Source organism: Shewanella carassii (assembly GCF_019670705.1).
Taxonomy (GTDB): domain Bacteria; phylum Pseudomonadota; class Gammaproteobacteria; order Enterobacterales; family Shewanellaceae; genus Shewanella; species Shewanella carassii.
Genome location: NZ_AP024618.1, coordinates 2,240,286 through 2,266,865 on the forward strand (window position 1 = coordinate 2,240,286; position 26,580 = coordinate 2,266,865).

Annotated in this window: 21 protein-coding genes, 1 tRNA gene and 2 pseudogenes; 12 read left to right on the forward strand and 12 right to left on the reverse strand. The window is 50.7% G+C overall.

Going from position 1 to position 26,580, the window contains the following annotated elements; all coding sequences use genetic code 11:
* Window position 1 precedes the first annotated feature (1 nt).
* Both K5621_RS10195 and K5621_RS10200 read right to left on the reverse strand, forming a co-directional pair.
* Window positions 2-2,566, reverse strand: coding sequence for a hypothetical protein (locus tag K5621_RS10195; protein ID WP_221049178.1), 2,565 nt, complete (start codon window positions 2,564-2,566; stop codon window positions 2-4).
* A gap of 688 nt (window positions 2,567-3,254) precedes the next feature.
* A pseudogene (locus K5621_RS10200) lies at window positions 3,255-4,459 on the reverse strand (IS4 family transposase).
* Window positions 4,460-4,561: 102 nt separating this feature from the next.
* Between K5621_RS10200 and K5621_RS10205 the strand changes: the two are divergent.
* The 6 genes and pseudogenes from K5621_RS10205 to K5621_RS10230 form a co-directional block, all read left to right on the forward strand.
* Window positions 4,562-5,616, forward strand: a pseudogene (locus K5621_RS10205) (IS3 family transposase); the annotation flags it as partial.
* A gap of 835 nt (window positions 5,617-6,451) precedes the next feature.
* The gene (locus tag K5621_RS10210; protein ID WP_221049179.1) at window positions 6,452-6,709 is read left to right on the forward strand and encodes a hypothetical protein; all 258 of its coding nucleotides are present in this window, start codon (window positions 6,452-6,454) and stop codon (window positions 6,707-6,709) included.
* Window positions 6,706-6,993, forward strand: coding sequence for a hypothetical protein (locus K5621_RS10215; RefSeq protein ID WP_028779881.1), 288 nt, complete (start codon window positions 6,706-6,708; stop codon window positions 6,991-6,993). The genes K5621_RS10210 and K5621_RS10215 overlap by 4 nt, the downstream gene beginning before the upstream one ends.
* A complete protein-coding gene (locus K5621_RS10220; protein WP_221049180.1) occupies window positions 6,994-8,634 on the forward strand; it encodes a PepSY-associated TM helix domain-containing protein in 1,641 nt (546 codons plus the stop codon).
* A gap of 178 nt (window positions 8,635-8,812) precedes the next feature.
* On the forward strand, window positions 8,813-9,553 hold the full coding sequence (locus tag K5621_RS10225) for a DUF1266 domain-containing protein (RefSeq protein WP_100143685.1): 741 nt from the start codon (window positions 8,813-8,815) through the stop codon (window positions 9,551-9,553).
* Window positions 9,554-9,558: 5 nt separating this feature from the next.
* Window positions 9,559-12,483: a J domain-containing protein gene (locus tag K5621_RS10230; RefSeq protein ID WP_221049181.1), complete on the forward strand. Its 2,925-nt coding sequence runs from the start codon at window positions 9,559-9,561 to the stop codon at window positions 12,481-12,483.
* Here the strand turns inward: K5621_RS10230 and K5621_RS10235 are convergent.
* From K5621_RS10235 to punC, 3 genes are all read right to left on the reverse strand, one after another.
* The gene (locus K5621_RS10235) at window positions 12,477-14,153 is read right to left on the reverse strand and encodes an Hsp70 family protein (protein ID WP_100143687.1); all 1,677 of its coding nucleotides are present in this window, start codon (window positions 14,151-14,153) and stop codon (window positions 12,477-12,479) included. The two genes, K5621_RS10230 and K5621_RS10235, sit on opposite strands and share 7 nt — an antisense overlap.
* Window positions 14,154-14,674: 521 nt before the next feature.
* Window positions 14,675-14,765: transfer RNA gene (locus tag K5621_RS10240), tRNA-Ser, on the reverse strand.
* 81 nt (window positions 14,766-14,846) lie between these two features.
* On the reverse strand, window positions 14,847-16,088 hold the full coding sequence (gene punC, locus K5621_RS10245) for a purine nucleoside transporter PunC (RefSeq protein ID WP_245003058.1): 1,242 nt from the start codon (window positions 16,086-16,088) through the stop codon (window positions 14,847-14,849).
* A gap of 128 nt (window positions 16,089-16,216) precedes the next feature.
* Between punC and punR the strand changes: the two genes are divergently transcribed.
* From punR to K5621_RS10275, 6 genes are all read left to right on the forward strand, one after another.
* Window positions 16,217-17,119 (forward strand): DNA-binding transcriptional activator PunR, encoded by a 903-nt coding sequence (gene punR, locus K5621_RS10250; protein WP_039032966.1) that lies wholly within the window; start codon window positions 16,217-16,219, stop codon window positions 17,117-17,119.
* A 146-nt stretch (window positions 17,120-17,265) separates the two neighbouring features.
* Window positions 17,266-17,925 carry a Bax inhibitor-1/YccA family protein gene (locus K5621_RS10255; RefSeq protein WP_100143689.1) on the forward strand — a complete coding sequence of 220 codons (660 nt, stop codon included), beginning with the start codon at window positions 17,266-17,268 and terminating at the stop codon, window positions 17,923-17,925.
* Between the two features lie 58 nt (window positions 17,926-17,983).
* Window positions 17,984-18,373 (forward strand): sulfurtransferase complex subunit TusD, encoded by a 390-nt coding sequence (tusD, locus tag K5621_RS10260; protein ID WP_215772901.1) that lies wholly within the window; start codon window positions 17,984-17,986, stop codon window positions 18,371-18,373.
* Window positions 18,373-18,729 (forward strand): sulfurtransferase complex subunit TusC, encoded by a 357-nt coding sequence (gene tusC, locus K5621_RS10265; protein ID WP_221049182.1) that lies wholly within the window; start codon window positions 18,373-18,375, stop codon window positions 18,727-18,729. Before tusD ends, tusC begins: the two co-directional genes overlap by 1 nt.
* Window positions 18,729-19,010, forward strand: a complete 282-nt coding sequence (tusB, locus tag K5621_RS10270) for a sulfurtransferase complex subunit TusB (protein WP_025009739.1) — start codon at window positions 18,729-18,731, stop codon at window positions 19,008-19,010. Before tusC ends, tusB begins: the two co-directional genes overlap by 1 nt.
* On the forward strand, window positions 19,004-19,342 hold the full coding sequence (locus tag K5621_RS10275) for a TusE/DsrC/DsvC family sulfur relay protein (RefSeq protein ID WP_100143692.1): 339 nt from the start codon (window positions 19,004-19,006) through the stop codon (window positions 19,340-19,342). Before tusB ends, K5621_RS10275 begins: the two co-directional genes overlap by 7 nt.
* A 62-nt stretch (window positions 19,343-19,404) precedes the next feature.
* On the opposite strand, the gene K5621_RS20085 is transcribed toward K5621_RS10275, so the two are convergent.
* The 7 genes from K5621_RS20085 to lrp all read right to left on the reverse strand — a co-directional run bounded on the left by K5621_RS20085 (window position 19,405) and on the right by lrp (window position 26,488).
* Window positions 19,405-19,527, reverse strand: a complete 123-nt coding sequence (locus tag K5621_RS20085; protein ID WP_025009737.1) for a hypothetical protein — start codon at window positions 19,525-19,527, stop codon at window positions 19,405-19,407.
* A gap of 13 nt (window positions 19,528-19,540) precedes the next feature.
* Window positions 19,541-20,827: a serine--tRNA ligase gene (serS, locus tag K5621_RS10280; protein ID WP_100143693.1), complete on the reverse strand. Its 1,287-nt coding sequence runs from the start codon at window positions 20,825-20,827 to the stop codon at window positions 19,541-19,543.
* 18 nt (window positions 20,828-20,845) lie between these two features.
* Window positions 20,846-21,220 (reverse strand): fluoride efflux transporter CrcB, encoded by a 375-nt coding sequence (crcB, locus tag K5621_RS10285; protein ID WP_100143694.1) that lies wholly within the window; start codon window positions 21,218-21,220, stop codon window positions 20,846-20,848.
* Window positions 21,213-22,544: a replication-associated recombination protein A gene (locus K5621_RS10290; RefSeq protein ID WP_221049183.1), complete on the reverse strand. Its 1,332-nt coding sequence runs from the start codon at window positions 22,542-22,544 to the stop codon at window positions 21,213-21,215. Before K5621_RS10290 ends, crcB begins: the two co-directional genes overlap by 8 nt.
* Window positions 22,545-22,546: 2 nt before the next feature.
* Entirely contained in the window at window positions 22,547-23,161 is a 615-nt protein-coding gene (gene lolA / locus K5621_RS10295; protein ID WP_221049184.1) for an outer membrane lipoprotein periplasmic chaperone LolA, read from the reverse strand.
* Window positions 23,162-23,179: 18 nt separating this feature from the next.
* On the reverse strand, window positions 23,180-25,789 hold the full coding sequence (locus K5621_RS10300) for a DNA translocase FtsK (protein ID WP_221049185.1): 2,610 nt from the start codon (window positions 25,787-25,789) through the stop codon (window positions 23,180-23,182).
* A 195-nt stretch (window positions 25,790-25,984) separates the two neighbouring features.
* Entirely contained in the window at window positions 25,985-26,488 is a 504-nt protein-coding gene (gene lrp, locus K5621_RS10305; RefSeq protein ID WP_100143698.1) for a leucine-responsive transcriptional regulator Lrp, read from the reverse strand.
* Window positions 26,489-26,580: the final 92 nt, after the last annotated feature.

The window sequence follows — 26,580 nt, forward strand, 5'->3', positions numbered from 1 at the left end:
ATTATAACTCCTTGTTGATTGGCCAATGACTGCGCTGACCTCTTTGTCGATCTTGTGCCATTATCTGAATAATATTTTGTTTTCTTGCCGAGCCGTTATCACCAATAGCTTGACCAAAAATTCTTTTTAACTCGGTCAACTGAGCACTTGTTACACCATAGCCATAGCAAAACCCTGAATCATCCTGTCGAGGGCCAGATTGCTGAGCCGTTACTCGTCGAAGCCATTTCGAGATGCACAGTGGTAAATAACCAGATTTAGCCTGACGAATAAGTGAGTCTTCTCGACTCGCAAACAATGAAGTACACGTTTGACGTGAATACTCTAAGAGAGCAGCTAAGCGCTCAGAATAGCCGAACACCAACTTCTCGTCATTCGTGATGCAGAAAAAATCCTGGCTGTCATCTCGAACATACCGATACAGCTGTAGTTGCTCTGTTTCAGAACGAAACTCTGACTTTTTAAAACTTTTGGTATCGGGGCACCAAACACTTTCTAACTTTCGACCTTGATGTGTTCGACTATCGGTAAACCAGCAACTAGGAGCAGGCTCTAATAAGGGTTCTCGTGCATGAATCAGAGGCCAATTTAAATCATCGGCTAAGCTTTGAAGGTTTTCTCCTTCAATACCTATTACAGGCACAGACCAAGGGTGTTCTGCATTAAAGAAATAATTGACACCGTGTACTTTGGCTTCCACTTCAAGAAGCTCTCGTTCAAGAAAGCTAGTTGCCCCCTCAATGATTGCTGTACCATGACCCGTTTTAACTATGCGAGGCGGTAAAACTCGCCAACGTCTTCCGCGCCATTTTTTGCTGACATCTTGCTTCAACCATCCCGCTTCTTCTAATGAGCGCAACAGTTCCCAAGGATTCAGTTTTCCAGGCAAAACGGGCTTTAAAAAGCTTAAAATGTCACGTTCAGAACGGGTGGCACCTGCTCTGGCATAGATGGCTTCTAAAACATCAAGCAACCGTGAAGAGCAAAACGCTGTATGTACAGGTACTATGCCATTAAAGATTAACTCACCTTCCTCGAACTGCACTTCTTGTGCGTCAACAAAACCATTTTCTGGACGGCTGGGCCATTTCTCATTTCGAGCAGCCTTACTCGTGAACGACAAATCCAGCGACCTGTAGAATTGTTCTCCATTTATCTGAATATTCCACTGACCATCCAGTGCGTTGTTAGCACCAATCAATGCGGCATGATTCTGTATTTGAAGATTCAACTCTGGTGATGATTCAATATCCGTAGATTCAGGCAAATTGATATACGGGAAATAACCTGGAATGCCCAACCACCGTCCCATGCGATCTTTGATTCCCCCCTCAATTGAAAGCTCCCGAGTTACTACCTTTGGATCACAGGCAATCCCCTCCCCAAACGTAATTTGCTTAGCTTGATCAATATCCATTTTCTCAGATACAAACCAGCCACGTTCTAACTCCAGTGGTTTTCTAAATGAGTAAATATAGGATTTTACATTAGTCAATATAATGGTGGATACATTATCAACAGCCCGATCATCCTGAGTCCATAAGCCATCATGCCCTTCAAATAGCAGAACCGTGCCCGTCGCCATTATCTGCTGAAGCTGAATAGGTATCTTAGGATCATTTAATGAGCTTAATAGCTGCCTGAAACTCCCTTCCCAACAAGGCTGACTTAGTTCTTCCCTCTTGTTTCCTCGTGCAACCAGAACATCTATACCATTTTCACCCGCCCCATAAAAATCTACCGAAATCCGCCAAAGTAACTGGGATTGGTTGAAAACTTCTTCGTTTGCAATGTCATCGAGCACTCGTTCAACTATCCGCCAGAACGCATGATTTTCTATCGGCCTTCCGATACGGAATCGATCTTCCAGTTCATTAATATGTTTGCCTATTCTCTGGCGCGCCAATGCAGGCAGTTCGTACTGACAGCTACGAATATGCTGCAAAAGAACATAACGACTCTGCATGTCTTTAACCTGCGCTTTCTTAAGTATTTTCTTAAGCACAGCTAAATCTTCCCAGGATGGATAGGCCAGCTTGAGGGCAATACCTATATTTTTATAACTACCAGGGTCTGGCAGGACAATAGATCTCCAAGAGGAGGACTTATTAACCCACTCGGCAAGCGCTTCCCATAAAGAATTGACACCAGAAACTCCCTGTTCCCTGCCGTCACCATCATCGAATAACTCACCTAGCCGATCTCGAAAGTCTTTATTATCACCGGCACCAATCGGAGTGGAAGTAACAAAGCAACTTAAAACTAAATAATGGAAGTTATTATAAGCAAATAGTCCCTGATGCTTAAAAACCTTATTCCCAAGCACACTACGAACCCCCTTTCTGCTGAAAAGTTTCATAAATGCCTCGAGTACTTGTTCTTGGGGAGTGTCAGGATAACCAACAGCTACAGCTAAATCTTCAGCAGTTGCGTTTAGCCATTCCAAAGGCTGTTGTCCATAGGGGCCATCAACGGAAAGATAGTGCTTTTGCAGCCGCTGTTTCCACTCAGCACGACTCAATGTCGCTAAAGAAGTACAGTTTTTTTGTTCAGAAAGACCGGGCACAGTTATCCTTTTATTGTGACCTATTTAACTCAGCGTTTTTCGCCCAAGTGTTCAACAAGTGTTTGAGCTTGCTGAAGAAACGCACATGCAAACGTATTACAAACCATCTATTCATCAACAACTTCAGTCTTCGCCTTGTTCCAGTCGTTGGTTTCACATACTTAAAAATTTCGTGTCAACAAATTAGTGCGATATAAAACAGCTGTTTTCATCATTGAAATATCAAATATAACAAATGTACCGGAAAAATCAGTCATAGTTAGCGTTAAAGATACTTTTTTCCGAAGAACACACAATTATTCTATTTAATTGATGATTTTGAACGGTTTAAAGTGTTTTTGACTAGTTTTTTAGATTTTTTGCTATGTTTACCGGAAAAAACAGTGCTAGTTAAAAGGTTTTTCGGAAAAAACAGTACTAGTTGGTATTTGGGGCGTTGTTGCCTAAATAAGCGGAACCTTTTTCGCTTTCCATGATCTGATCTTGCATAACAGGTCTTCGGTCAGTTGATCCGCCCCGGTAGTTTTGGACACCACGCTAAGCGAGTAAAATCGTTTAACGAGGTGAACAATGACATCAAAGACCAAACGACAAACCTATACATCTGAGTACAAAGCTGAAGCCCTTAAGCTAGCAAAAATCAAAGGGGTAAGCGCCGCCGCTAAAGAGCTGGGTCTGGAGGATCCCCTCATAATTCGGGCCTCCCAGAGGTGTTAACCAGTTTAAGAAATTCACCCCAAGCCCAGCGAAAATGCGATTCTTTGATTGAGTATTCCGGACGTCGTCTCGCCTCTTTGCCGAGCCTGAGCACAGATAGCACGTTTCTGTCACGTATCGTATTGGCTTGAAACCTCCGCTGCCATCCCAGATGCCTGGCAGCCAGACCGATGCACCAAAGCAGGATTTCTGCCAACAAAGCTATCAGCAACAACACATCATAACGGCGTGGACAACGACTGCGGCTTTGTCTGAGTCCCATGCCGTATTGGGGACTTTTGAGGTCGCGAAAGGTTTCTTCTATCTGCATCCGTCTGGCATAAAGTTTGACCACCTGCGTTGACGAGAACGCCTCAGTAGGCAAGTTGGTTGCCAGTAACCAAGGCTCTTTACTGCCAAGACGGTAACTTTGTTGTGCCGTATGATTGCGTCCTGCTTTGGATGACCGCTTGTCGGCTCGATGTTTCGGCGCAGCCTTGTACAGATGTAAATGACAGCGCATAGGCGATTTTCGTCCCAGTTTTACGTAACCAATATGCCGGGCTTTCGCCGTGGCGGAGGGATAAAGCGACTTATTCGACTGCCATTGGGCATGATTGGCCAGGAGAAAGCCGACATCCCCACACGGACACGGCCAAGCCAAAACCAACCATATCGTTCCACCTCCCGAAACCAGGTATTGCGGTAACCTGCATCGGTGACAATCAGTGGACAAACATGGGACGGCAGCACCTGTGCCAACTCAGCCAAGAAGGCGTTATGACTGCGTGGAGCATTGTAGTCGGCAAACTTGAAAGTACGCTCATACAGGGTAACCGCGCGCCCTTGCACACTGACAGAGGCTCGCAATGTCATCATCCGCAATTGTTCACGGACATCAGACCAATCAATGAGGATTACCGGCATGGGATTAGTTGCACAGAGTAACTTGGCATGCCATTGATAAATAGCGAATTTATCAGAGTGTAGATGCGGGTTGCCGAGTAGCCTGTCTATCCGTTTGATGTTGTGCTTTGGCGCCACCGCGCCAGAGATATTGCGACCAAGCTGAGTCAGTGACAACTGATTGCCATCAAGTAACGCTTCTGTAGCAACCATCAGAGAATTAAGCCGTTTTTGATGTATTTGTGGGCATTGCTTTTTGAGTAAATCGTGTAAGATGTGGACATCACGCATGGTGTTGGATCTGGTAGTTTTTTGGCGAAATCAATTAGATCAATCAACACCATGCGTGTCTACTAAATTGAATAAAAAGGGAATTATCTGGGGATTCCCTAGGAGCTGGGTATATACGACTCCCAACTCTACAACTGGCGTAATGCCGCAGAGAAGAATACGAACACCAGTCAGCGCGAAGCTGAGCTCACGGCCGAAGTGGCGCGACTCAAACGCCAGCTCGCAGAGCAAGCAGAGGACCTCGCCATTCTAAAAAAGGCGGCTACCTACTTCGCGAAGAATCAAAAGTGAACCGGTTTGCATTCATGCTTGAGCACCAGCATCGCTTCTCGGTAAAGCGTATGACTGTTGTGCTCAAGGTCTCGCGTAGTGGGTATTATGCATGGCGTAACGCCAGCTCCGAGCTTGGTAAACGACAACTGAAACGTGATGACAGGGATAGGAAAATCAAGGCCGCATTTGACGCCAGCAAACAGCGCGATGGTGCCCGACGCATTCAGGCCGAACTGGCAGATGACGGCGAGAGAGCCAATGTAAAAACCATTGCTGATAGCATGAGACGGCAACAGCTCGTGCCCAAAGCAGCCCGCAAATTCAAAGTGACGACTAACAGCGACCATCGCCTTCCTGTAGCGCCAAACCTGCTTGGGAGAGACTTTACCGCTGCGGCGCCCAATGAAAAATGGGTGGGCGACATCACCTACCTAATGACCAGCGAGGGCTGGCTGTACTTGGCCGTTATCATCGACCTTTACTCACGCGCTGTCGTAGGGTGGGCGATGAGCCCCCGAATGACAGCTGACTTAACCTGTAATGCGCTCCGTATGGCACTGTTTCGTCGCGGCATGCCCACAGGAGTCATCGTTCACAGCGATAGAGGCAGCCAGTACTGCTCACACGCTTATCGAAACCTAGCTTTGGCGCATGGTTTGAAGATAAGCATGAGCCGTAAAGGGAATTGTTGGGATAATGCTTGCGCCGAAAGCTTCTTCCACTCGTTGAAGGTTGAAGCGGTGCAATACGAGCCAATCATGAATCGAGAAACAATGCGTCGGGCTGTGTTTGAATACATCGAGGTTGATTACAATCGAACAAGAAGGCACAGTGCTCTGGGCTATAACAGTCCAGAAAACTACGAACTAAAGAGTGTTGCTTAGTAGCGTGTCCTGTATTGGCAGTGCGGATCAAATTGACTCTGAGTGAATTTACCTGTTTGGCCCCACAAATCCATGCACCCGCATCATGGAGCTGTTTCATGTAAAACATGCTCGGCAAGAATGTCCTGAATTGAGTTAAGTCCACTCTCGTTGTGTTGACTCGGGTTTTGCTTCAACTTTTGAGACTAATTTTTCGCATTGCTTTGATTGTAACTACACTCGGTTGTTACTGACAGTCATCAAGACTAGTTGATTGCCCAGCGGGTTGGCTAATGGTTTCCCGCCTAGCTTATGGGTTGTCCGATAATCTTGCTGCACCGCAATTGTCTCTACATCTTTTAGATGGCTGATCTGAAACAACCAGAAACTCGGACGCTTTACTCTATTTAACATAGTCATCCAGAGGTTAAGTTTCCATTTGCCGGTCAAATAGATCCGGTAATCGCAGTGACTTCAACAATGTCTTGAACAGTGAACGACATTCCTGAGATCTTGTGCTTTCCATACTAGGTTTTCCTTTGGCTATGTTCCCAGAAAAGGCTTACAGCATCTTTTAAAAAACAGCCGTCAATCAAAAATGAAGTGCCTTCTCCACATAGCTGTTTAACTTTCTTGCCGAGATCATAAGGGCTGCATCCCCGGTTTTATTTCCTCAGGGTTTATGTGGAGTAACACATAAACTCCTCATCGATTTGAATATGGTTAATCAATGATATCAGTGACTTGTATTTAATTTGGCATCTATTGTAAATGGGAATAAATATCATTTGATGAATTTGATTCTTGTGCTATGTTGCGATTCTTTATCAAACCAATTCTTCGGACATCGCAACTCATGTGGTACCTCCTGTTGATCCTAACGATGACCCTGGGTTCGCTGCTTATCTATTTAGGCAGTAAACATCAGGCATTGCTTGCAAAACCTTTGCCCTGGCAGACCAAACTGCTGGGCACTTTATTACTGCTGCTCACTCTGCTCGGCTGGGGTTTACTATTGACGGCCTCAGCCGCGTTGTTTTTTTGGCTAATGCTGCTTTCCATGCTGCTGGGCTCCCTGCCCTTTATTTCCCTGCTCAAGGGAGACAACGAATGACAACCATTAAAAAAGATAAAATCCGCCCTGACTGGCTGGGGAAAACCCTTGCCGGCGCCTTGTTGGGCTTTGCCCTGGCAGTCGCACTCAGTGGCATCTTTGCCTGGGTAGGGCCCGGTGGCATAGACGCCAAAGATAAGGTGCAATTCAATATGTGGCTGATAGCGCCACTCTGGCTTTCATTCTTCAGTTTCAGCTATTTGTTCTACAGTGCCCGCCGCGCCATTTTCTGGCTAATGGCGGCCAATGTGCTTGCATGGCTGCTGCTATGGTGGGTTAAGTAAATGCAGATCCGCAGCGATATTCTCAGAATTTATCAAACACTTCATACCTGGGTGGGCATACTCGCCGGGATTTTACTGTTTATCGGTTTTTATGCCGGCGCCCTGACCATGTTCAAGGAAGAGATTGCCGCCTGGTCATCACCGCCGCAAACCATTTTGCCACAGGTGAAACTGGAACAGATGGACCAACTACTCAGTGAAGCCAGAGCGCAACACCCTGAGTTAAATAAGGGCTTCAGCCTTCATCTTGCCAGTGACAAGCATTCGCCTTTGAGTTGGTACGCCTCCGGCAGTGAGCGGCAATGGGGGCTTGGCGATGAGCTTTGGCATGCCAGTTTAAACAATCAAGGTGAGCTCATCTCCCATAAGGAACCCAAGAGCCAACTAGCGCGCTTGATAGATGAGCTGCACCGCACCGGCGGTATTCCTGGAGATACGGGACACGAGCAGCTTGGTGCTTATCTTATGGGGGTTGCCGGTATTCTCTATTTTATGGCGTTGGTTTCCGGGGTGATTTTCCTGCTGCCAACTCTGGTGAAAACGCTGTTTGCCTTAAGGCGCAAGAAAGGCCCCAATCGTTTTTGGCTCGACAGCCACAACCTGCTAGGCATCACCGCCCTGCCATTTCATATCATTATCAGTGTGACTGTGGTGGTGTTTGTGTTTCACGATCAATTGTACGGCGCCTTGGGGCAGTTTGTTTACGGCGATAAGCCGATGTTCAACCGCGAAGCGCCCAAGGGCGAAGTGCGCTCACTGAACACCCTGCCCCCGGTAACTGAACTGGTTGCTCGGGCCGAAAGCTTTGCGCCCGGTTATCAGGCGCTCAGTTTGACCTATATGGGTATGGATACTCCGGCGCCCATGGTCCGGATGGCCATGTATAACGAAGAAGCCTTGATGCGCGGCCCCATAGGAGACTTCCTTTATATCAACCCCTACACCCTTGAGGTGGGCAACAGCACCTTTACTCCGGGGGAAGAAGGCGTTTGGGGCCGGATGGTTTCGGTGTTCTTTGGACTTCACTTTGGCTCCTACGGCGGCTATCCCGGTCGCTGGCTCTATTTTTTCCTCGGTATGAGTGGTGCCATGCTGTTTTACAGCGGTAATCTGCTCTGGCTGGAAAAGCGCCGCAGTAAACAGCGTAAGGGAGAGCCTATTCCTGAGCAACCCAGAAGAGTCAGGCTCCTTGGAGCCGCTACGGTAGGAATTTGCTTGGGTTCAATGTTAGGCGTGGCGCTGGCCATGTTGCTGGGCAAATGGGGATATGCTCATGTAGAGAATATCAATCATCTCTATCTATGGAGTTACTACGCCAGTTTCCTTTTCGCCCTGGCTTATGCTTTCTGGCGTGGAGCGGCTAGAGCTGCGATAACACTGCAAGCGCTATTGGCGCTGGTTTGTCTGGCAATGCCGCTGACATCCATCCTGGCGTTGTTGGCCCCCCCCAGTCTTGGAATTTGGGCACCGGAGACTCCAGGCACCTGGGCGGTGGATCTCACCGCATTCGGTTTTGCCACCCTCTTTGCCTTGGGTGCGCTCAAAACCTTTAAACGAGCGACCCGGGGGCCAGCTGACAGTATCTGGGCCATGCCGCAAAAACAGCCTATTGCGGCGCTGCAAACCAGCGTTCAGTCTTAAGCTGTTAGTTTGAATCATTCCACAAAGCCCCGTTCGCGGGGCTTAGCTTTGCAAGTCATGCCATCGAGTTCACAAGTTGTGCAACAAAGCCGTCATTCAACCGGGTGATTATTGCGTAATCAGTCAGCGACTTTTATAGTAGCCGCTGATTTTTAAGGAAGAAAGCCAAGGAGCTGGAATGTCCACCAATACCTTGCCTCTCAATCAGATCTGGTGGTTGACCCTCACCTCGCCACAGATCAGTTTCCAAACTCAGGCCAGAGGCTATCTAAACCCGATTTCCCTGCATGCCGGACTCGAAGAGCCCAATACACTGGAAGAAGACTGGGGCATTACCGACAGATTATCCCTGCATCAGCAGATTGCCAGTCTGGTTAACGATGGCACTCATGGTCATTATTTGGCCAGTGATTATACTCGATATGCCTGTGGTTCCAGCTTGAACTGGCGATATCTTATTGATTTTGAACAGTCCCCGCGTAGGCAGGCCGAGATGCGCTATGTCGCCGCGACTTATTCCATTCTCGGGGTCGGCGGTACCCGAGCCTATGATTTTGGACGCGCCTCTTATCTCACCCGGGAAGGATTGCGCTTGGGTTGGGTCAGCCAGGAAGAGTTCGATTTTCTCCACAGTTTTATCGCAGCCAAGAGCCGCTATTTTTACCACTCTTGGGAGCAATATACCCAAGCCTGGTTTGCCGGGCGTGCGATATGGATGTTTTTAATCAACGAGCCGGATACAGAAGAGGCCGCAGAGGCATTACTCAATGGCTGGATAGCCAGACGACAACGGCTAGACTATCGCCGCGCCATCAGTGACAAGGATAACCCCATTCATCAATGCGACTGGGACATGGAATTGCCGCAACTTAGCGCCCCGCAGAGCCTGCTCGATCTTCTCAATCAAACACAGGATTAATCGCCATGGATATCTGGCAAATACTCGGTATCACCGCCACCCAAGATGAAGCGGCGATCAAGCAGGCTTATCGCACCCAACTCCGCGACTGTCACCCGGAGGATAATCCGGAAGGCTTCAGAGCACTGCGCAGCGCTTACGAGCAAGCCTTGGCTGCGGCCCGCCCGTCAACCCAGGCCAAACCGCTGGAGCTGAATACGCCCTCGCCCGCAGCAGCCAACCCACAACCATTGCCACAACAAGAGTCGCAGCAAGATTACAACTACCGGGCCCAACCGCCGGAAACCCAGCAAACAGCTGTCAAAGCCCAGGTTGAAACCCCGGAGAGTCTGTTCCAGCAGCTGATGAGCATGTTGGGCAATGAGCGCCTGCGCTTTGACAATGAACACTGGTATCAGTGGGCCGAGCGTGTCGGCCAAAGCTCTCTTTCCTGCCAAGCCCAGTTGTCGCAGTGGGTTCAGGCGGAGATCCTCAATTGGCGTTGGCTGCCCGGACAAATCATCAAGCATTTATGGCATGCGCTGGAGTGGAGTGCTCTTGAACGCGGCGATAAGGCGCAGCAACAAAGAGCGGCTTTTTTCGATTGGTGGCTTTCGCGGCCGAGCCCTGTGCCGCTGAACTGGTTGGCGACTCAGGATCATGCGACTCAAATTGCCATTCAAAGCTACTACCAACCATTGCAAAATGCATTGCTTGACTGTGACTTCCCGCAGCTGCGTATGTTGTTCTTAAGCAATCATGTCTGCGGCGTGTTGCACCCATCACTTGCGATTGTTCAACTCAAGGCTATCAGGGCATTAAACCTGAATTGGCCCGTGGAACAGTTGCTTGAGCTGTGTGACTTTGTGTTGCAGCAAGGTGATCCCTGGGGGGAAGAGCTGGTGCTGCTGGCCGAGATCAGCCGCCTTTGCGGTAAAGAATCCTTAGTACTCAAACTCGCCGATGAGCTCAAGCGGGATGAGTTACCTCAGCAACTCGCCGAACATCTGGAAAACTGGTATCTGCCAAATACGCCGCGTTTGGCACTTTGGTTTAAGGCATTGGCCTGTCAGCAAGGTTGGAACTGGCGAATATCGGCAGCCTTCGAAGAGTGCTGGTTTGATGAGCCCCAAGAGACGGATTTTATCGAGCAACTGCTGTACAAGACTGTATTCAACGAAGGCGCTCTGCCCCACACCATATTGCCGCTGAAGTCCTTGCCCGGTTATGAAGGCGCGTTGGCGAGATTGTTCTGGGCATGCCAGCTGGGCAGTTGGCAACAGATTGAACAGTTCGCTCAATTGCCGGCTTGCGATCGCGTGGAAGTAGGTTGGCATTATCTCGGCGAGTTACTTTGCGGCATTGCGACAGAGATCCTCGCCAATAGACCCAAGCATGCCGTATTTGAAGCGCTGGCGGCAGGTTATGGCCAGCCCAACTGGTTTACTATGTCTGCGCCCGATGCCCAAGCTTTCAGCCACCCCTCGCCCGAGGAGTGGTTGCAAGTTGGCAAGCGCTATCCCCTACTGCCGGATAGCTGGCTGCAGGCCTTGTGTCAAAGAGCCGAGGCCGAAGAATGGCTGTCACTGCTGACAGAAGATCCCAGCCTGTTTGGCATGCTGATCTGGCAGCGTGAAGGGGTGCGACAGCCATTGCTGTCGGCGTTTGAGCATTCATCAGACGATGAAAACGGCGAGCAAGTCAAAGAACAAAGTTATCAACCGGATATCGCCCTGGAGTGGGCAGAGTTCTACTATTCATTGTCATGGAGCAAAATCAGCCAGCGCTTGGCGATGCGTCAGGCACTTTCACTGACGCAGTTGCCGCCGCTACTTAAGGACACTCCCTTTGCCTTGGCTTGGCAGATGTGTGCGGAACCGCAAAACATCTCGCCGCTGATTGCCGAAGCCGTCATGCGTTGGCCCAAGCAGTTTGTGTTTTGCATAGAGCTGCGCAACCAGGTTGAGCGCTTGGCGCAATCAAGCTTAAGCGATGAAGAGCTCTGGCAACAGATTGATGCCGAGCAACTGACGGCACTCGGTGCCTTGATCAATCGCAGGGTTGAAAACAATGATGATATACACAATACCCTGATCCTTTGGGCGGCACTGAGATATCATCCCAACGCCGGTAATAGCTGGCGCTATGTCACCACGCCACAACTGGAGAAGCTTCAAGAGCAACTGAAACAGCAAAATATCAAATTCGATGAGTATTACTACGATGACAATACCCTGGCCTACGGTCTGCTAAATGATGACTGGGACCAGGGCATCCATCCGGAAGCCATTGATGCCTGTGCGGCAAAAAAAGAGGCCAAAGACTATGTCTATCCGGCCTGTTACTGCATAGCCCTGCTAGCCAATGACATCTCACGAATAGGATTTAATGGCACCTTGGTAGGAAACTTTCACAAGTCGCAACCTAAGCTTGGCGGTGATAGACAAAACACCGCCAAGCTATTGTGCCAACTGCTGGAAGACAAGCTCAACCAGGTTATCAGTGACGACCGAGATAAAGCGCCGCAACGCTTTAATCTGTACAGCAGCACGCGCCTTTTTGTCTGGGCACTACTGGTGGCACTGCACGGCTTTCTCGTATTCCCCATCTATCCCGACAGCGCAGCCTCACTGCTCGACCCCATGTCCATAGTGCAGCAACTCGAGGCTCATAAAGGAAAACTCTTGGTGTTTCTGGCCTTTAACCTGTTTATGGTATTCAGGATCTGCAGTACCCGCCAAACATCGAAAGGCGCCCGCAACTATGGGGTGTGGTGCTCCTTTGCCATCGGGTTGGCCTTGGTGGGTAACAGCTTTTGGTGGGCGCTGCCACTGCTTCTCGGTCACCTTGTGGCGGCCGCAGGCACACAAGCCGCGTCTTCAATGCGTCACGGCTGGCCGAAGAGTTTTAAAGCACCCAGAAGAATTACCCTGGAGGAAATTGTTTATTGATCCCAGTGCGCCAGTGCATTTTGAATCGCCTGGCGCACATCACGAATATAGTGTTCATCCTGGGAGGCCAGAGCCTGTTCAAAACTCAGCAACCAGTGCTCTATTTGACGCCGCTCGCCTCCCAGGCATTCCTCATACATGCGATGTAACTTTGCCGTCAGGTTGAGGTTGGGTAATTGCTCGCGGGGATGCACTTTCAATCTGGCAAGCCTTTGCTTGCTGGCTTGTCTATCGTCTTCCGATACCCCGGTCGGGCTGCGATCAATCACTTTCTGATGTACCTCTCCAGTGCTGGTGATGGTGACATCCACTTCAAGCATACCGTTGATATCGTAGCTGAATCTGACATCCACCGACTGCAACCCTTGTCCGGTTGGAATATCGATATCGAGATCGTCAATGTGCAGATTATTGGCAACCCAAAGGCTCTCTCCCTGATAGATGGCGATACACACCTGGCTCTGCTCTTCATGACCGGCGTAATAGCGTTGCTCCAGCGATACCGGCACCACAGTGTTACGTTCTATGATGGGACTGAACACTCCGGACTGGCCATTGCTCTCTACCCGGATCCCCAGACTGAAGGGACAAACATCGGTGAGGATCAGCTCCTCTACCGCTTCATCGCGCAAACGACAGGCGGCCTGAATGGCAGCGCCCATGGCCACCACCCGGTCGGGATCCAGCTCCTGGCGGCCAAAGCGGCCCAGTAACCTGGTAGCGACCTGCTTTACATGATGCTGACGGCTGGCACCACCCACCAGAATGAGTTCATCTATCTCTTCGGGTTGTAATCTGGCGTCGGCAAGTGCCTGGCTCAGCGGTTTTCGCAGCCGGTTCAGTGTCTGTTGCCAAATCTTTTCCAGCTCATGGCCGTCGAACTCGAGGTTGATATCCTGCTCGCCACTCAAACAGACCCGGGTTCCCTGGCCATTACTGTGACGCTTGGCATTTTCACAGGCGTAATAGAGCTGACTGAGGTACTTGAGAGATTGGCTTTCACGCTCCAGCTGCAGCTTTTGCAACACGCCATCGAGCAGATCTTGAGTGAAGTCCTCACCACCGAGACGGTTATCACCAGCTGAAGCGCGAACTTCTATGATGCCATCTTGGAACTCGACAATGGTGACATCGAAGGTACCACCACCTATATCAAATACTAGGAAACGTCGGCTATGGGACTCGTGTAAGCTGTAAGCCATGGCGGCGGCTGTGGGTTCATTGATAAGGCGTACCGCTTCCAGCTCGGCCAGCTCGGCAGCCGTATGCACTTGTTTGCGCTGCTGATCATTGAAGTAAGCCGGCACTGAAATCACCACTTGCTTAATGGCGTGTCCAAGATAGGCTTCAGCATCGGCCTTGAGGGTACTGAGTATGATGGCGCAAAGCTCAGTGGGGCTGAACTCCTGACCACCGAGGCGATAGCGTTTCTCACTGCCCAAAAAACGTTTGAATATGGCGGCAGTATTACGTGGATGAGTTATTAAACGTTCGGCGGCCGGACGGCCAACCAATAAATGCATATCTTCATCAATACTGACGACTGATGGGGTTAAATCCTCTCCCAAGGCATTGGGGATCATCTGCACCTTACCATCGCGCCAAAGTGCAATGGCACTGTTGGTGGTGCCCAAATCTATGCCGATTGCGGGTACTTCAGGCTTATCCATCACCTAACTCCTTCCTTTTCTTGCTTGTCCATCTTCGCCGGGGTGAATTTCCAGCGCCCACACTATGCCTAAAGTTCGACAAAGCAACAAGTTAAATACCGAAAAACCAACAAAGACGAAGGATTATTGATCTACCTGTCACAGATGCAGACAATCAGGGGCGTCCCATAGAGTTCTTTGCGGGAAACCAAGAATAAGGCTGATAACTGCGATAAGCCTAACGATCTTTTGAATATGGCAAAGGAGCAGGGATTTGAACCCTGCATGACGGCGCTATAAACCCGCCATTCTCTAACCGCCTATACCTGGCTAATCGCTATCATCAAAACTGAGATACGAAAAAGCCCGCCTGTTTTCACAAGCGGGCCTCTCTGAATATGGCGGAGGAGCAGGGATTTGAACCCTGCATGACGGCGCTATAAACCCGCCATTCTCTAACCGCCTATACCTGGCTAATCGCTATCATCAAAACTGAGATACGAAAAAGCCCGCCTGTTTTTACAAGCGGGCTTCTCTGAATATGGCGGAGGAGCAGGGATTTGAACCCTGGATGGGCTATAAACCCATGCCGGTTTTCAAGACCGGTGCATTCAACCACTCTGCCACCCCTCCGAACGCTGCAAATACTATAGCGAGGACATGAGACTGTAAAGCAGAAAATGTCACAACCTTATCTATTTGCTCAATCTGCACTCAGTCTTTGGGCGTTTCTTCTGCATGCATTGCCAAGCGCGCTGGATCCGGCTTGGTAAAACCTGCCCTCACCTGCGACCAGTCGGCAAACTGTCGCAGTTTATAGCCAGCAAATACCAGCACACTGCAACCCAGGATCCCCCAGGCAATAGCAGTTTCCCCGGCCTGGGCCCACACAGCCACCAGGCTTGATGCGCCGAACGCCAAGGTTATCTGTAAAAAGTTTTGCAGCCCGGCCGCTTTGGAGGCGCACTGACTGAAATGTTGCAGCGCACTGTTAACCACTATCGGATAAATGGCACCATTGGCGGCGGCCAGCACAGAAAACGCTATCAGTAATGGATAGATGGTTTGCGCCTTGAATATCAAAGTCGCCACAGCAATCGCCAACACACACAAACCAAACAGCGCCAGCAACAGTTTAAGTGTCATCTCGCTGCCTACCCGGCGGATCAGCAACTTGCTGGCATAGCCACCGACGATAAACATGATGGTTTGCGGAATAAAACTTAAACCTATGGCGTCAGCCTGATAACCGTGCTGCTCCATCACTATCGGCCAGAGTGTCAGGTAGGCGAAGAAAGCCCCGGAACATGCACCATAGATTAGTACGTTGCCCAAATAACCTGTGTTGTTGAAAAAGGTCTTGTAAGCCACCTTGACTTCAGATTTGGTTGTACTCTTGTTTGCTGGCTTAACCAACACCATGGTCAATGCCATCAATGCCAGCGCCGTCGCCGCCAAAATGAAAAATATCGCTTCCCAACCCAGATGCCCAAGCACCTTGGCGCCGAGAATGGGCGCCAAGGCCGGTGACAAGGCCACCAAGGGCATGATGTTGGAGAAGATGCGCTGTGAGTCTTTGACATCATACTGCTCTACCACCAAAGCCTGCCAGATAACAGCAGCGCTGCAGACGCCAATCGCCTGGAAAAAACGGAAGCAGTTCAGCATGATAATATTGTCACTGAAACCGATACAGACTGTCGCCAAGGCAAACAGCGCCAAACCACCGAGCAGTGAGTTGCGTTTACCGAAACGCTGCACCAGAGGGCCGTAGAGCAGTTGACCCAAGGCCAATCCGGCTAGGAAAGAGGTCAAGGACATGGCTACTTGAGAAGCGCTGGCATCAAGAGAGCTTTCAATTGCTTTGAATGCTGGAAGATACATGTCGGTCGCGATGAAAGCCAACATGCTCAGGAGCGCGAGATAGCATAAAAACATGAAATATTTAAGAGTCATATACAACCTGATTACAACTTAAGATAAAAGTAATATGAATGCCGGTGCAGTCTAAAGCCTTGCTCTATCGAGGTGAAACGTTTATTTTTGACTTATGCCTTCAAATATTCTCACAGCAAGGAATCGCCATGCTTTCTGAACAGTCGTTACAACTTATCGATATTGTTTCTCACCTTGGCAGTTTCACCGCCGCAGCCAACAAGCTGCACAAGGTGCCCTCCGCCGTGAGTTATGCCATAAAGCAGATTGAGGAAGAGCTGGGGGTTGTGCTGTTTGAACGTCATCACCGCAGCGTCAGTTTGACGCCCGCCGGAGCTCATTTCGTCAAGGAAGCCAGGATTATGCTCAAGCAACTGGACGATCTGAAACGGGAAACCCAGCGGGTGGCCAATGGTTGGCAACCGACGCTGTCCATCGCTTTGGACAATATCGTCAGGGCAGACAGGATCAGTGTGTTAATTGCCGACTTCTATCGCCACTTCACCGATGTGGAGCTGATCATTCGCATTGAGGTGTTCAACGGTGTTTGGGAAGCCTTGTCTACCGGGCGCAGCGATGTTGCCATAGGCGCAACCACCGCCATTCCGGTCGGCGGCGCTTATCATCACAGAGACATGGGCGACATCGAGTGGGCATTTTTGGTGAGCAAGTCTCACCCATTAGCGGCCATAGACCGTCCTCTGGAGGACGAAGAGCTCAGGCCCTTCCCTTCCATTTGCCTGGATGACACGTCAAGAGAGATCCCCAAGCGCCACACCTGGTTGCTGGACAATCAGCGCCGCTTGGTGGTGCCGGATTGGATCCGGGCCATCAACTGCTTCCGCGAAGGCTTGGGGATAGGTTATATGCCAGTACACCTTGCCAGCCCCTTTATTCGCGCCGGAGCCCTGGTGGAAAAACAGTTGGCAACGCCGCTACCGGCCAGTTCCTGCTGTCTGGCTTGGAATGCCAACAAGATGTCACCGGCGCTTAAATGGGTACTGGATTATCTGGGCGATACCGAAAAACTGCACAGAGAGTGGCTCGCCTGACTTTAATTCACAAAAGATTCAGTGTTTAATGGCACAATCTATAACAGGAAAACGGCAGCGGAACCATATACGGTTTAAACTGCTCTAACATGGAAACTAGCCGGGTCGTCAACCCGGGCTATGTCAGTCAACCTTCGGAGAAGCAAATGACTCAGCAAACCCTTTATTCGAGCCAAACTTCCACTATGGAAGTGAACAAAATGCTCAGAAACACCTACATGCTGCTGGCAATGACCATAGGGTTTTCAGCCGTATGTGCCGCCATCGCCATGGCGATGGGTATCGGCCCCATGATGTCACTGGGACTTTCCATCGGTGGCTTGGTGTTGCTGTTCGTTACCCTGAGAAAGGCGGAATCCGCCGCCGGGATCTTTTGGGTATTTGCCTTTACCGGTATGGAAGGCGCGTCTCTGGGTTATATCCTCAACCATTACGCCGGCATGAGTAACGGCCCTGAGCTGATTATTCAGGCCTTTGGTCTGACATCAGCCATCTTTGTCGCCCTGTCAGCCTATGCCGTGACCACCAAGAAAGATTTTTCCTTTATGCGCGGCTTCTTGATTGCCGGTCTGGTGGTCGTCATAGCCGCTGCGGTGATCAATATCTTTGTCGGTAACGGCGCAGTATTTATGGCAGTCAATGCGGGTATCGCCCTGCTGATGACAGGCTTTATCCTGTTTGATACCAGCCGTATCGTTAATGGTGGTGAGACCAACTATATTCGCGCCACCATCGCCCTGTATCTGGATTTCCTCAACCTGTTTATCAGCCTGCTGCACCTGATGGGTGTTGGTGGCGATGACTGATCCCCATGGGATGGAAAATAGGTTAAAATGGCCCTAATTCAGGGTCATTTTTTTTGGTATGAGCAAACTTATTATTATGGTGAATGGCAGTGTCTACGGCCCGGCGGCCGGCTTCCATGCACTCAAATATACCCGGGCGGCGCTGCAAGCGGGCCATGAGGTTCACTGCGTATTCTTTTATCAGGACGGCGTAAGTCAGTCCAATGCCCTATGCGCGCCGGCATCGGACGAATTGGACTTAACTGCCGCATGGCAACAGTTGGCAGAGGAGTGGCAGCTTAATCTGGTGAACTGCGTCTCTGCCGCCCTGCGCCGCGGTGTGCTTTCAGCACAGGACGCCAAGGACAACGCCAAAGCGAGTGCCAATCTCGCCGCTGGCTTTACCATGGGAGGGCTTGGCGAGTTGGTCACCGGGCTTGAAAAGAGTGATCGTCTGGTGAGTTTTTAATGAAGAAAATAGCCATTATTTTTCGCCGGGCTCCGCATGGTTCGGCTTCCGGGCGCGAAGGCCTGGATCTGGCGCTGCTGAGCGCCAGTTTCGAGCAAGAGGTAAGCCTGATATTTACCGATGAAGGCGTGCTTACGCTGCTGAAGCAGCAGCAACCTGAGCTTATCGGCTGTAAGGATTATATCGCCACATTAGGTGCGCTGCCGCTCTATGACATAGACACTGTGCTGGTCTGCAAGCAATCGCTGCAGGAGCTGGGACTTAGCCGCACCGAACTGGTTATTCCTGCCACCATTTGTGATAACGAGCAGATCCGCCAGGCCCTGCTGGATGCCGATGAGGTCATGGTTTTCTGATGATATTACACCAAATACAAACATCGGCGGCGCGCGACACTGCGCTGTCCTGCGCACTGAGATATGCTGGTAAGACAGACGTGTTTTTGCTGGCCGGCGATGCAGTAAGCGCCCTGCTGAAACGTCAATGGGCCATGGCGCTATCACCCTTTAAAGTGGTGCTGGTGGCTGATGATGTTAAGGCCCGCGGGCTGGAAGACTTTCTTGGTAATTATGAACAGTTGGATTATCCGGCGCTGGTAGCGCTGACATTGGCTCATACAAAGGTTATTTCGTGGTAGATTTCATTCAATTCAATGACAAGCAGATAGCGACCGATCCTCAAGGGTACTTGAAGCAGGTTTCCGACTGGACGCCCGAGCTGGCGCCTGTCATCGCCGCAGCCGAAGAGATAGAGTTGACCGAGGCCCATTGGGAAGTGGTTAACTTTGTGCGTAACTTTTATCTTGAATACAAGACCAGCCCGGCTATTCGGGTTTTGGTCAAGGCAATCGGCCAGGCACTGGGGCCGGAAAAAGGCAACTCCAAGTACCTCTACACCCTGTTCCCGATGGGGCCGGCCAAGCAGGCAACCAAGATTGCCGGGCTGCCCAAACCTGCCAAGTGTATTTAATACGACTCGATTCCGCACACAAAAAAGCCCCGAACTTCGGGGCTTTTTACTATGCAGAATAACTATTTTAAATTCTCATATACCAGCATAGCTGCCTTGCCGAGCGTGGCTAAAAACAGGGCAGAAAAAACTGCAATGACGGCCACGTAGGCAAGCCAGCGCAGGTAGCGCTGACCTTTATCCATATGACCTCACCCATCAACCTATTTTTTCAATACCACCCATATAGCTGCGCAGTGCTTCAGGTACTGTGACACTGCCATCGGCATTTTGGTAGTTTTCCAAAATGGCCACCAGAGTACGACCAACTGCCAGCCCTGAGCCATTCAGAGTGTGGATAAGCTTTGGTTTGTTGTCGTCTTTGGAGCGATAACGGGCCTGCATGCGCCGCGCCTGGAAGTCACGCACGTTAGAGCAGGAAGATATCTCACGGTAGGTATTTTGAGCCGGAACCCAGACTTCAACGTCGTAGGTCTTGGCGGCACCAAAGCCCATATCACCGGTACACAGGACGATAGTTCTGTGTGGCAGACCCAGCTTCTTCAGTACGTTTTCAGCGTGACCAACCAACTGTTCCAATGCGGCTTCAGAATCTTCCGGTTTCACCAACTGCACCATTTCGACCTTGTCGAACTGGTGTTGGCGGATAAGACCGCGGGTATCTTTACCGTAAGAGCCGGCTTCACTACGGAAGCATGGCGTGTGAGCGGTCAACTTGATAGGCAACTCGGCCTCATCCAGTATGGTGTCGCGGGCCAGGTTAGTCAGCGGCACTTCGGCGGTTGGGATCAGGCTAAGCCCCTGGCCTTCCTCTGTGGCCGGCTTGGTGTGAAACAGATCTTCACCAAATTTAGGCAGTTGGCCTGTGCCCTTAAGGCTGGCTTCGTTGACCAGTAAAGGCACATAGCATTCGGTGTAGCCGTGCTCCTGAGTATGCAAATCCAGCATGAACTGCGCCAAAGCGCGGTGCATACGGGCAATTTGGCCCTGCATAAAGATAAAGCGCGAACCCGTTACCTTAACGGCACTCTTGAAATCCAGTCCTTTGAGCAGTTCACCGAGATCCACATGATCTCTTACTGGGAAGTCGAACTCCCTTGGTGTGCCCCAGCGGCGGATTTCCACGTTGTCGTTCTCGTCTGAACCCACAGGTACAGATTCATCCGGCAAATTGGGAATGCTCATGGCAATAGCATCCAGCTCTTCAAGCAGCGCACTCAGCTCCTGCTTTTTACTGTCCAGCTGGCTGCCGAGATCGCCTACCTGCGCCATGATTGGAGCAACGTCCTCACCGCGGGACTTGGCTTGACCTATGGACTTGGAGATGGCATTGCGACTGGCCTGCAGCTCTTCGGTTTCCACCTGCAGCGACTTACGCTTTTCTTCCAGCTTGGTCAGCCTGTCTACATCGAGGATAAAACCGCGGGTCGCCAGGCGCTCCGCAGTTGTTGCGAGTTCATTACGCAGATATTTTGGATCTAACATGTCTACTTGTCTTATCAGTTATACGCGTGAAAAAATCAGCAGTTGTCCCAGGTAAACCATGGCCAGGCACAGTCCCAGGTTCAACGCCACATTCAGAAATGCCTTTAGCAACTCACCTCCCTGTATCAGCAGTAAGGTTTCATTTGAGAAAGTCGAGAAGGTTGTCAGTGCACCAAGAAATCCGACACCGACCAGCGCCTTGATCTCAGGGCTGATATGACTGAGTTCTCCCAGTGCATAGATCATCCCCATCAGAAATGAGCCAAGTACATTAACAGCCAGTGTACCAAAAGGAAAACCACTGCCAAATAGCTGGAGCACAAATATCGATATCAGGTAGCGCAAAACTGCGCCGGTTGCACCGCCAAGGGCGACAACGGTCAGATTAATCATACCTTTTGTTCTCACTTTGGCGGTCGAGCTGGCAAAGCTGCGCCAACTTATCGCGGATCCGTTTCTCGAATCCCCGCTCAGTCGGATAATAAAAACGACTCTCGGCCAAGGCTTCGGGGAAATAACATTCGCCGGCGGCATAGGCATTGGCCTCATCATGAGCATAACGATAGCCTTCACCGGCGCCGATGGATTTCATCAGTTCGGTCGGCGCGTTTCTCAAATGCATGGGAACAGGCTGCTGGCCGGTTTCCCGGGCCAGTTGTCTGGCCGCCTTAAAGGCTGTGTACACCGCATTACTCTTGGGCGCCGAGGCCAGATAAACAATCGCCTGCGCGATAGCACGCTCGCCCTCTGCCGGGCCGACCCGGTGGAAACAATCCCAGGCGTTGAGAGCAACTGTCATTGCAGTAGGATCGGCATTCCCCACATCTTCAGAGGCTATCGCCAGCAGGCGTCTTGCAACATACAGAGGATCGCAGCCCCCTTCCAGCATACGACAAAACCAATAGAGCGCCGCATCCGGCGCCGAGCCGCGAATCGATTTGTGCACGGCTGAGATCAGGTCGTAATATTGATCGCCATTCTTATCAAACCCCGCCAACTGTTCACCGGCTACCTGTACCAGCATAGCCTCGGTAAAACTACCGCCGTCCGGCAGCATGTCACTCATCAGCTCCACCAGGTTAAGAACCTTGCGGGCATCACCATCGGCGAGTGTCGCCAACTTGGCCATCAGCTCCTGCGGCATCTGCAACCTGCGTTTGCCAAGACCACGCTCTTCATCAGCGAGCGCCTGGGTCACTATGGTAGCAATCTCGGCTTCATCGAGACGCTTAATCAGATAAACCCGCACTCTGGAGAGCAAGGCGTTATTGATTTCAAAAGAAGGGTTTTCTGTGGTGGCGCCGATAAAAATCACAGTGCCATCTTCAATAAAAGGCAGAAAAGCGTCCTGCTGGCTCTTGTTGAATCTGTGCACCTCATCGACAAACAGCAAGGTGCGCTGGCCGCGCGATTGCGCCACGTTTTTGGCGTGTTCTATCGCCGAGCGGATCTCTTTCACCCCGGATGTGACCGCAGATATTCGCTCCACATGGGCGTTGGCATAATGAGCAACCAGCTCTGCCAGCGTAGTCTTGCCGGTACCCGGCGGCCCCCAGAACATCATGGAATGAGCCTTGCCGGCCTCCAATGCCAGTCTCAGCGGTTGCCCAGGTCCCAACAGATGTTGCTGACCGACGTACTGCTCCAGCGTCGCCGGGCGCATTCTTGCAGCCAGGGGCCGAAAGTCGGGGGCAAAATCAAAGCTCAGGCTGGACAAGGTTAACCTTCCTGCCCCGGGCGCTGATCGTCAATGGAAACGCCTTCGGGAACCTCAAATTGGAACAATCTCTTGTCGCTATCTGTCAGCGGCTGTTGCTCGCTCAGGTTGAACTGACTGAGATTACCCTGAGTGTCTTTCAGTGCCAATTGGGTCAAAGAGTCATCGTTGAAACAGACGCTGACCTGTTGTACTCCGGCCTCTTCTGTTTTGGGCGCTATCTGGAAACACTCTTTGTCCAGAGTGATGTTATAGCGAGCCCAACTGGCCTCGTCGCGGCGCACCAAAAGCGTCATGGGCGAAGCGGCAATGGCATTTTCCAGCGCCAGTACGCTCACTTCCTCGGCGAACGGGTTATAAATCCAAACGTCTTTGCCATCTGCGACTATCACAGATTCATCCGGCTGCTGCAGATGCCAGTAAAACTGATTCGGCTGCGCCAAGGCGAGCTCGCCACTGCCTTGCTGAATAAGCTTGCCATTAATATCTGTGACTTGCTGTTGGAAGTCGGCTTTCAAGCCGGCGATGGCATCTAACTTCGCTTTGAGTTGTCCGGCATCATCGGCCACGGCCGGTAAGCTCATTGCCAGAGCAAGAAACATAACGCTTTTTTTCATTTGTACCTCAAATCTGTCTTATCTTGGCGGCGGTGGCGCCAATACTTCGCGGTTGCCATTATGGCCTTGGGCACTGACCACCCCTTGAAGTTCCATCTGCTCTATGATGCGAGCGGCGCGGTTATAACCTATCTTGAACTTACGCTGCACACTGGAGATAGAGCCGCGGCGGGTTTCGGTAACAAAAGCCACGGCTTCATCGTAGAGTGCATCCAGCTCCTCCTCACCGCCTTCCGGTGCTTCACCGGGCAGCAACACCTGTTCGCCGTCACTGGCTCCCTGAAGAATTTCTTCAATATATTGAGGCTTACCGCGGGCATGCCAATCGGCAACGACCGCATGCACCTCGTGATCGTCCACAAAGGCACCGTGAACCCGGTTGGGCACGCCGGTCCCCGGGGGCAGATAAAGCATATCGCCCATTCCGAGCAGGGTTTCGGCGCCTTGCTGATCCAAAATGGTGCGCGAGTCGATGCGGGAAGAAACCTGGAAAGCGATGCGGGTGGGAATGTTGGCCTTGATAAGGCCTGTTATCACATCCACAGACGGGCGCTGGGTCGCCAGAATCAGGTGTATACCGGCAGCGCGGGCTTTCTGGGCAATACGGGCAATCAGCTCTTCCACCTTCTTACCGACTATCATCATCATGTCGGCAAATTCGTCCACGACAACCACGATAGAGGGCAACTTGTCGAGTTCAGGCGCCGTATCTTCCATGCTTTCGTTGGACTTCCACAACGGATCGCATATTGGCGTACCCGCGGCCTTGGCCTCGGCGATTTTGGCGTTGAAGCCCTTGAGGTTACGTACCCCGAGCGCCGACATCAGTTTGTAGCGCCGCTCCATCTCACCCACACACCAGCGCAGTGCATTGGCGGCCTCTTTCATATCCGTAACCACTTCACACAAGAGATGCGGAATACCTTCATAGACAGAAAGCTCCAGCATCTTGGGATCTATCATGATAAAACGCACATCTTCCGGGCCGGATTTATACAGCAGACTGGTGATCATCACGTTGACCCCGACCGACTTACCCGAACCTGTGGTACCAGCCACCAAAAGGTGCGGCATCTTAGCCAAGTCCACCACGACCGGATCGCCGGCAATGTCTTGTCCCAGCACCATGGTGAGGTTGGATTTACTGTCCTTGAACGCCTGGCAATCGAGGACATCACGCATAAATACAGTTTCGCGGAACTTGTTGGGCAGTTCCAGCCCCACATAGGCCTTACCCGGAATAACCTCCACCACCCGCACACTTTCAGCCAGCAGAGAACGGGCTAAATCTTTGGATAAGTTGGAAATTTTTGAAGCCTTGACCCCGGGAGCCAAGTCCAGCTCAAAGCGGGTGATCACAGGTCCAGGATAGACTCCGACTACTTGCGCAGTAATATTGAAGTCAGCAAGTTTGCTTTCCACCAAGCGTGCCACCTGATCCAGTTCTTCTTCACTGATGGGGTTCTTCTTGCGATTAGGCACATCCAACAGCGAGATGCTCGGCAAGGGATCCATAGGTTGCTTACGCTCTTTGGAAGCCCCTTCTTCACCGGGTAAAATAATAATGCCATTTTCAACCCTGGCTTTCTGGGTTTGCAATTGCCGCTCTTTATGACTGATAGCCCCTGTAGATGCACGCTTGTCGAAGTCGATTGTATCGCTTCCCTCGGTGTTATTCTGCCAAGGCGGTGTGTCTTCAGCATTGCCCGAGGAAATGCCCGCAGCCTTGTCAGCCGCAGTCCCGGCAACGCCAACCGAAAGCACCGGCTCTACCCTGCCCTGATGCTTGGGCTCAGTATCAGAGTTCTCATCGGCCATCTCCGCGGCTTCCCGCTCAAGAGTTTGCTGCTCCTTTTTACGGAAACGACTCAGTAGCCCGGGTTTCTTAACGGGGGCTTCAATAACCTCATCATCGTCATCTTCTTCGAACGCTTCTTCTGGTTCAAGGTCACCACGCTCGCGGCGGAACTTGTCCACTACCGACATAAAGCCGCGGGTATCTTCGGTTTCTCTTGGGCCAGACAGGTGTGCCGGTAACTGTTTGAGCTTGCGAAAACACCAGATAGTTGCAAAACCGGTAAGCTCGACTATGGTAAGCCAGCTTATTCCAGTCAGCAGAGTGAAGCCCGCACCGACAAAGCAGAGCAGCAGCAGTGTGGTCCCCAGTTGATTAAAGTAAGGCAACATGGCCTGGGCTATTACATCTCCAGCTACACCACCGGCCGAAAATTCATAGATATCGCCGGCATTCATACTGGCCAAGGCAGCAAGGCTCAGCACCATCAACAGGAAGCCTATCAAGCGCAAGCCGACCGAGAAGTAGTCTACTTCCAGCAACTTGTGAGCACGCCTGAAGATCAACCAACCGGTTCCGGCAATGATGACGGGGATCAGATAGGCGGTATAACCAAAGAAATAAAACAGGACATCGGCCAGCCAAGCACCTACGGCACCGGTAACATTCTCAATCTTTCCTTGATAGTTAGACTGACTCCAGCCCGGATCGCCCGGATGAAAGCTGCCCAGCGCCAACAGTATATAGATGGCGATCATGCAGCACAGAATAAGCCCCCCTTCCAGCAGACGTTGCAGGCCGCTGAGGGTTCTGACGCTATTTCCCTGAGACAAATGCGATTTCCATAAGCAAACGAAAAACGGATGGATTTAAGATACCAGAATCAACCTGAATGTGCAGCGAATAAGCCCGCGAAAGAGGCGGACAAAAAGTTTTTTTATGCCGGAAAACTTATCTGGTCCAAAAAGTACACAGCAGTGATGAAAAAGGAGCCTCATAGACTCCTTATCCAAGAAACGAAACCGCTATCAAACTTCAGCAGAAATACCTATGGCCACTTTACTGGTTTGTTTCACCTCTTCCATCACCACATAGGTGCGGGTATCGGATACTGAAGGCAATTTTAAGAGGGTTTCACCGAGCAATTTGCGATAAGCAGACATATCGGACACCCGGGTCTTGAGCAGATAATCGAAGTCGCCCGATACCAGGTGACATTCTTGAATATCATCCAAAAGCTGTACGGCACGATTAAACTTATCGAAGACTTCCGGTGTATCTCTATTGAGGGTGATCTCGACAAACACTAACAAGGATGCACCTAAAAAGTGCGGATTGACCAATGCGGTATAACCGTTAATGTAACCTTGTTTTTCAAGACGCTTAACGCGTTCAAGACAGGGTGTTGGACTCAAACCAACACGTTTGGAAAGCTCAACGTTGGAAATGCGACCGTCAATTTGCAGTTCATTAAGAATGTTACGATCGATACGATCCAAGTCTTTTACAGGACTCTTTTTATTATTTACCATATTTTTAACCTTGTTTTATCACTAAAACAACATTTAATTTTGCGTATGTCACAAGTTTAGCAGCATAATCTGCCCGGGCAATACTATACTAG

Bases quoted from the DNA above. Each gene is read 5' to 3' on its own strand.
- crcB (WP_100143694.1), bottom strand. From the start codon at position 21,220: ATGATTAATCTGACCGTTGTCGCCCTTGGCGGTGCAACCGGCGCAGTT.
- serS (WP_100143693.1), bottom strand. From the start codon at position 20,827: ATGTTAGATCCAAAATATCTGCGTAATGAACTCGCAACAACTGCGGAG.
- K5621_RS10235 (WP_100143687.1), bottom strand. From the start codon at position 14,153: ATGGATAAGCCTGAAGTACCCGCAATCGGCATAGATTTGGGCACCACC.
- tusB (WP_025009739.1), top strand. From the start codon at position 18,729: ATGATATTACACCAAATACAAACATCGGCGGCGCGCGACACTGCGCTG.
- K5621_RS10255 (WP_100143689.1), top strand. From the start codon at position 17,266: ATGACTCAGCAAACCCTTTATTCGAGCCAAACTTCCACTATGGAAGTG.
- K5621_RS10210 (WP_221049179.1), top strand. From the start codon at position 6,452: ATGTGGTACCTCCTGTTGATCCTAACGATGACCCTGGGTTCGCTGCTT.
- K5621_RS10230 (WP_221049181.1), top strand. From the start codon at position 9,559: ATGGATATCTGGCAAATACTCGGTATCACCGCCACCCAAGATGAAGCG.
- tusC (WP_221049182.1), top strand. From the start codon at position 18,373: ATGAAGAAAATAGCCATTATTTTTCGCCGGGCTCCGCATGGTTCGGCT.
- lolA (WP_221049184.1), bottom strand. From the start codon at position 23,161: ATGAAAAAAAGCGTTATGTTTCTTGCTCTGGCAATGAGCTTACCGGCC.
- tusD (WP_215772901.1), top strand. From the start codon at position 17,984: ATGAGCAAACTTATTATTATGGTGAATGGCAGTGTCTACGGCCCGGCG.
- K5621_RS10220 (WP_221049180.1), top strand. From the start codon at position 6,994: ATGCAGATCCGCAGCGATATTCTCAGAATTTATCAAACACTTCATACC.
- punC (WP_245003058.1), bottom strand. From the start codon at position 16,088: ATGACTCTTAAATATTTCATGTTTTTATGCTATCTCGCGCTCCTGAGC.
- K5621_RS10225 (WP_100143685.1), top strand. From the start codon at position 8,813: ATGTCCACCAATACCTTGCCTCTCAATCAGATCTGGTGGTTGACCCTC.
- punR (WP_039032966.1), top strand. From the start codon at position 16,217: ATGCTTTCTGAACAGTCGTTACAACTTATCGATATTGTTTCTCACCTT.
- lrp (WP_100143698.1), bottom strand. From the start codon at position 26,488: ATGGTAAATAATAAAAAGAGTCCTGTAAAAGACTTGGATCGTATCGAT.
- K5621_RS20085 (WP_025009737.1), bottom strand. From the start codon at position 19,527: ATGGATAAAGGTCAGCGCTACCTGCGCTGGCTTGCCTACGTGGCCGTC.
- K5621_RS10215 (WP_028779881.1), top strand. From the start codon at position 6,706: ATGACAACCATTAAAAAAGATAAAATCCGCCCTGACTGGCTGGGGAAA.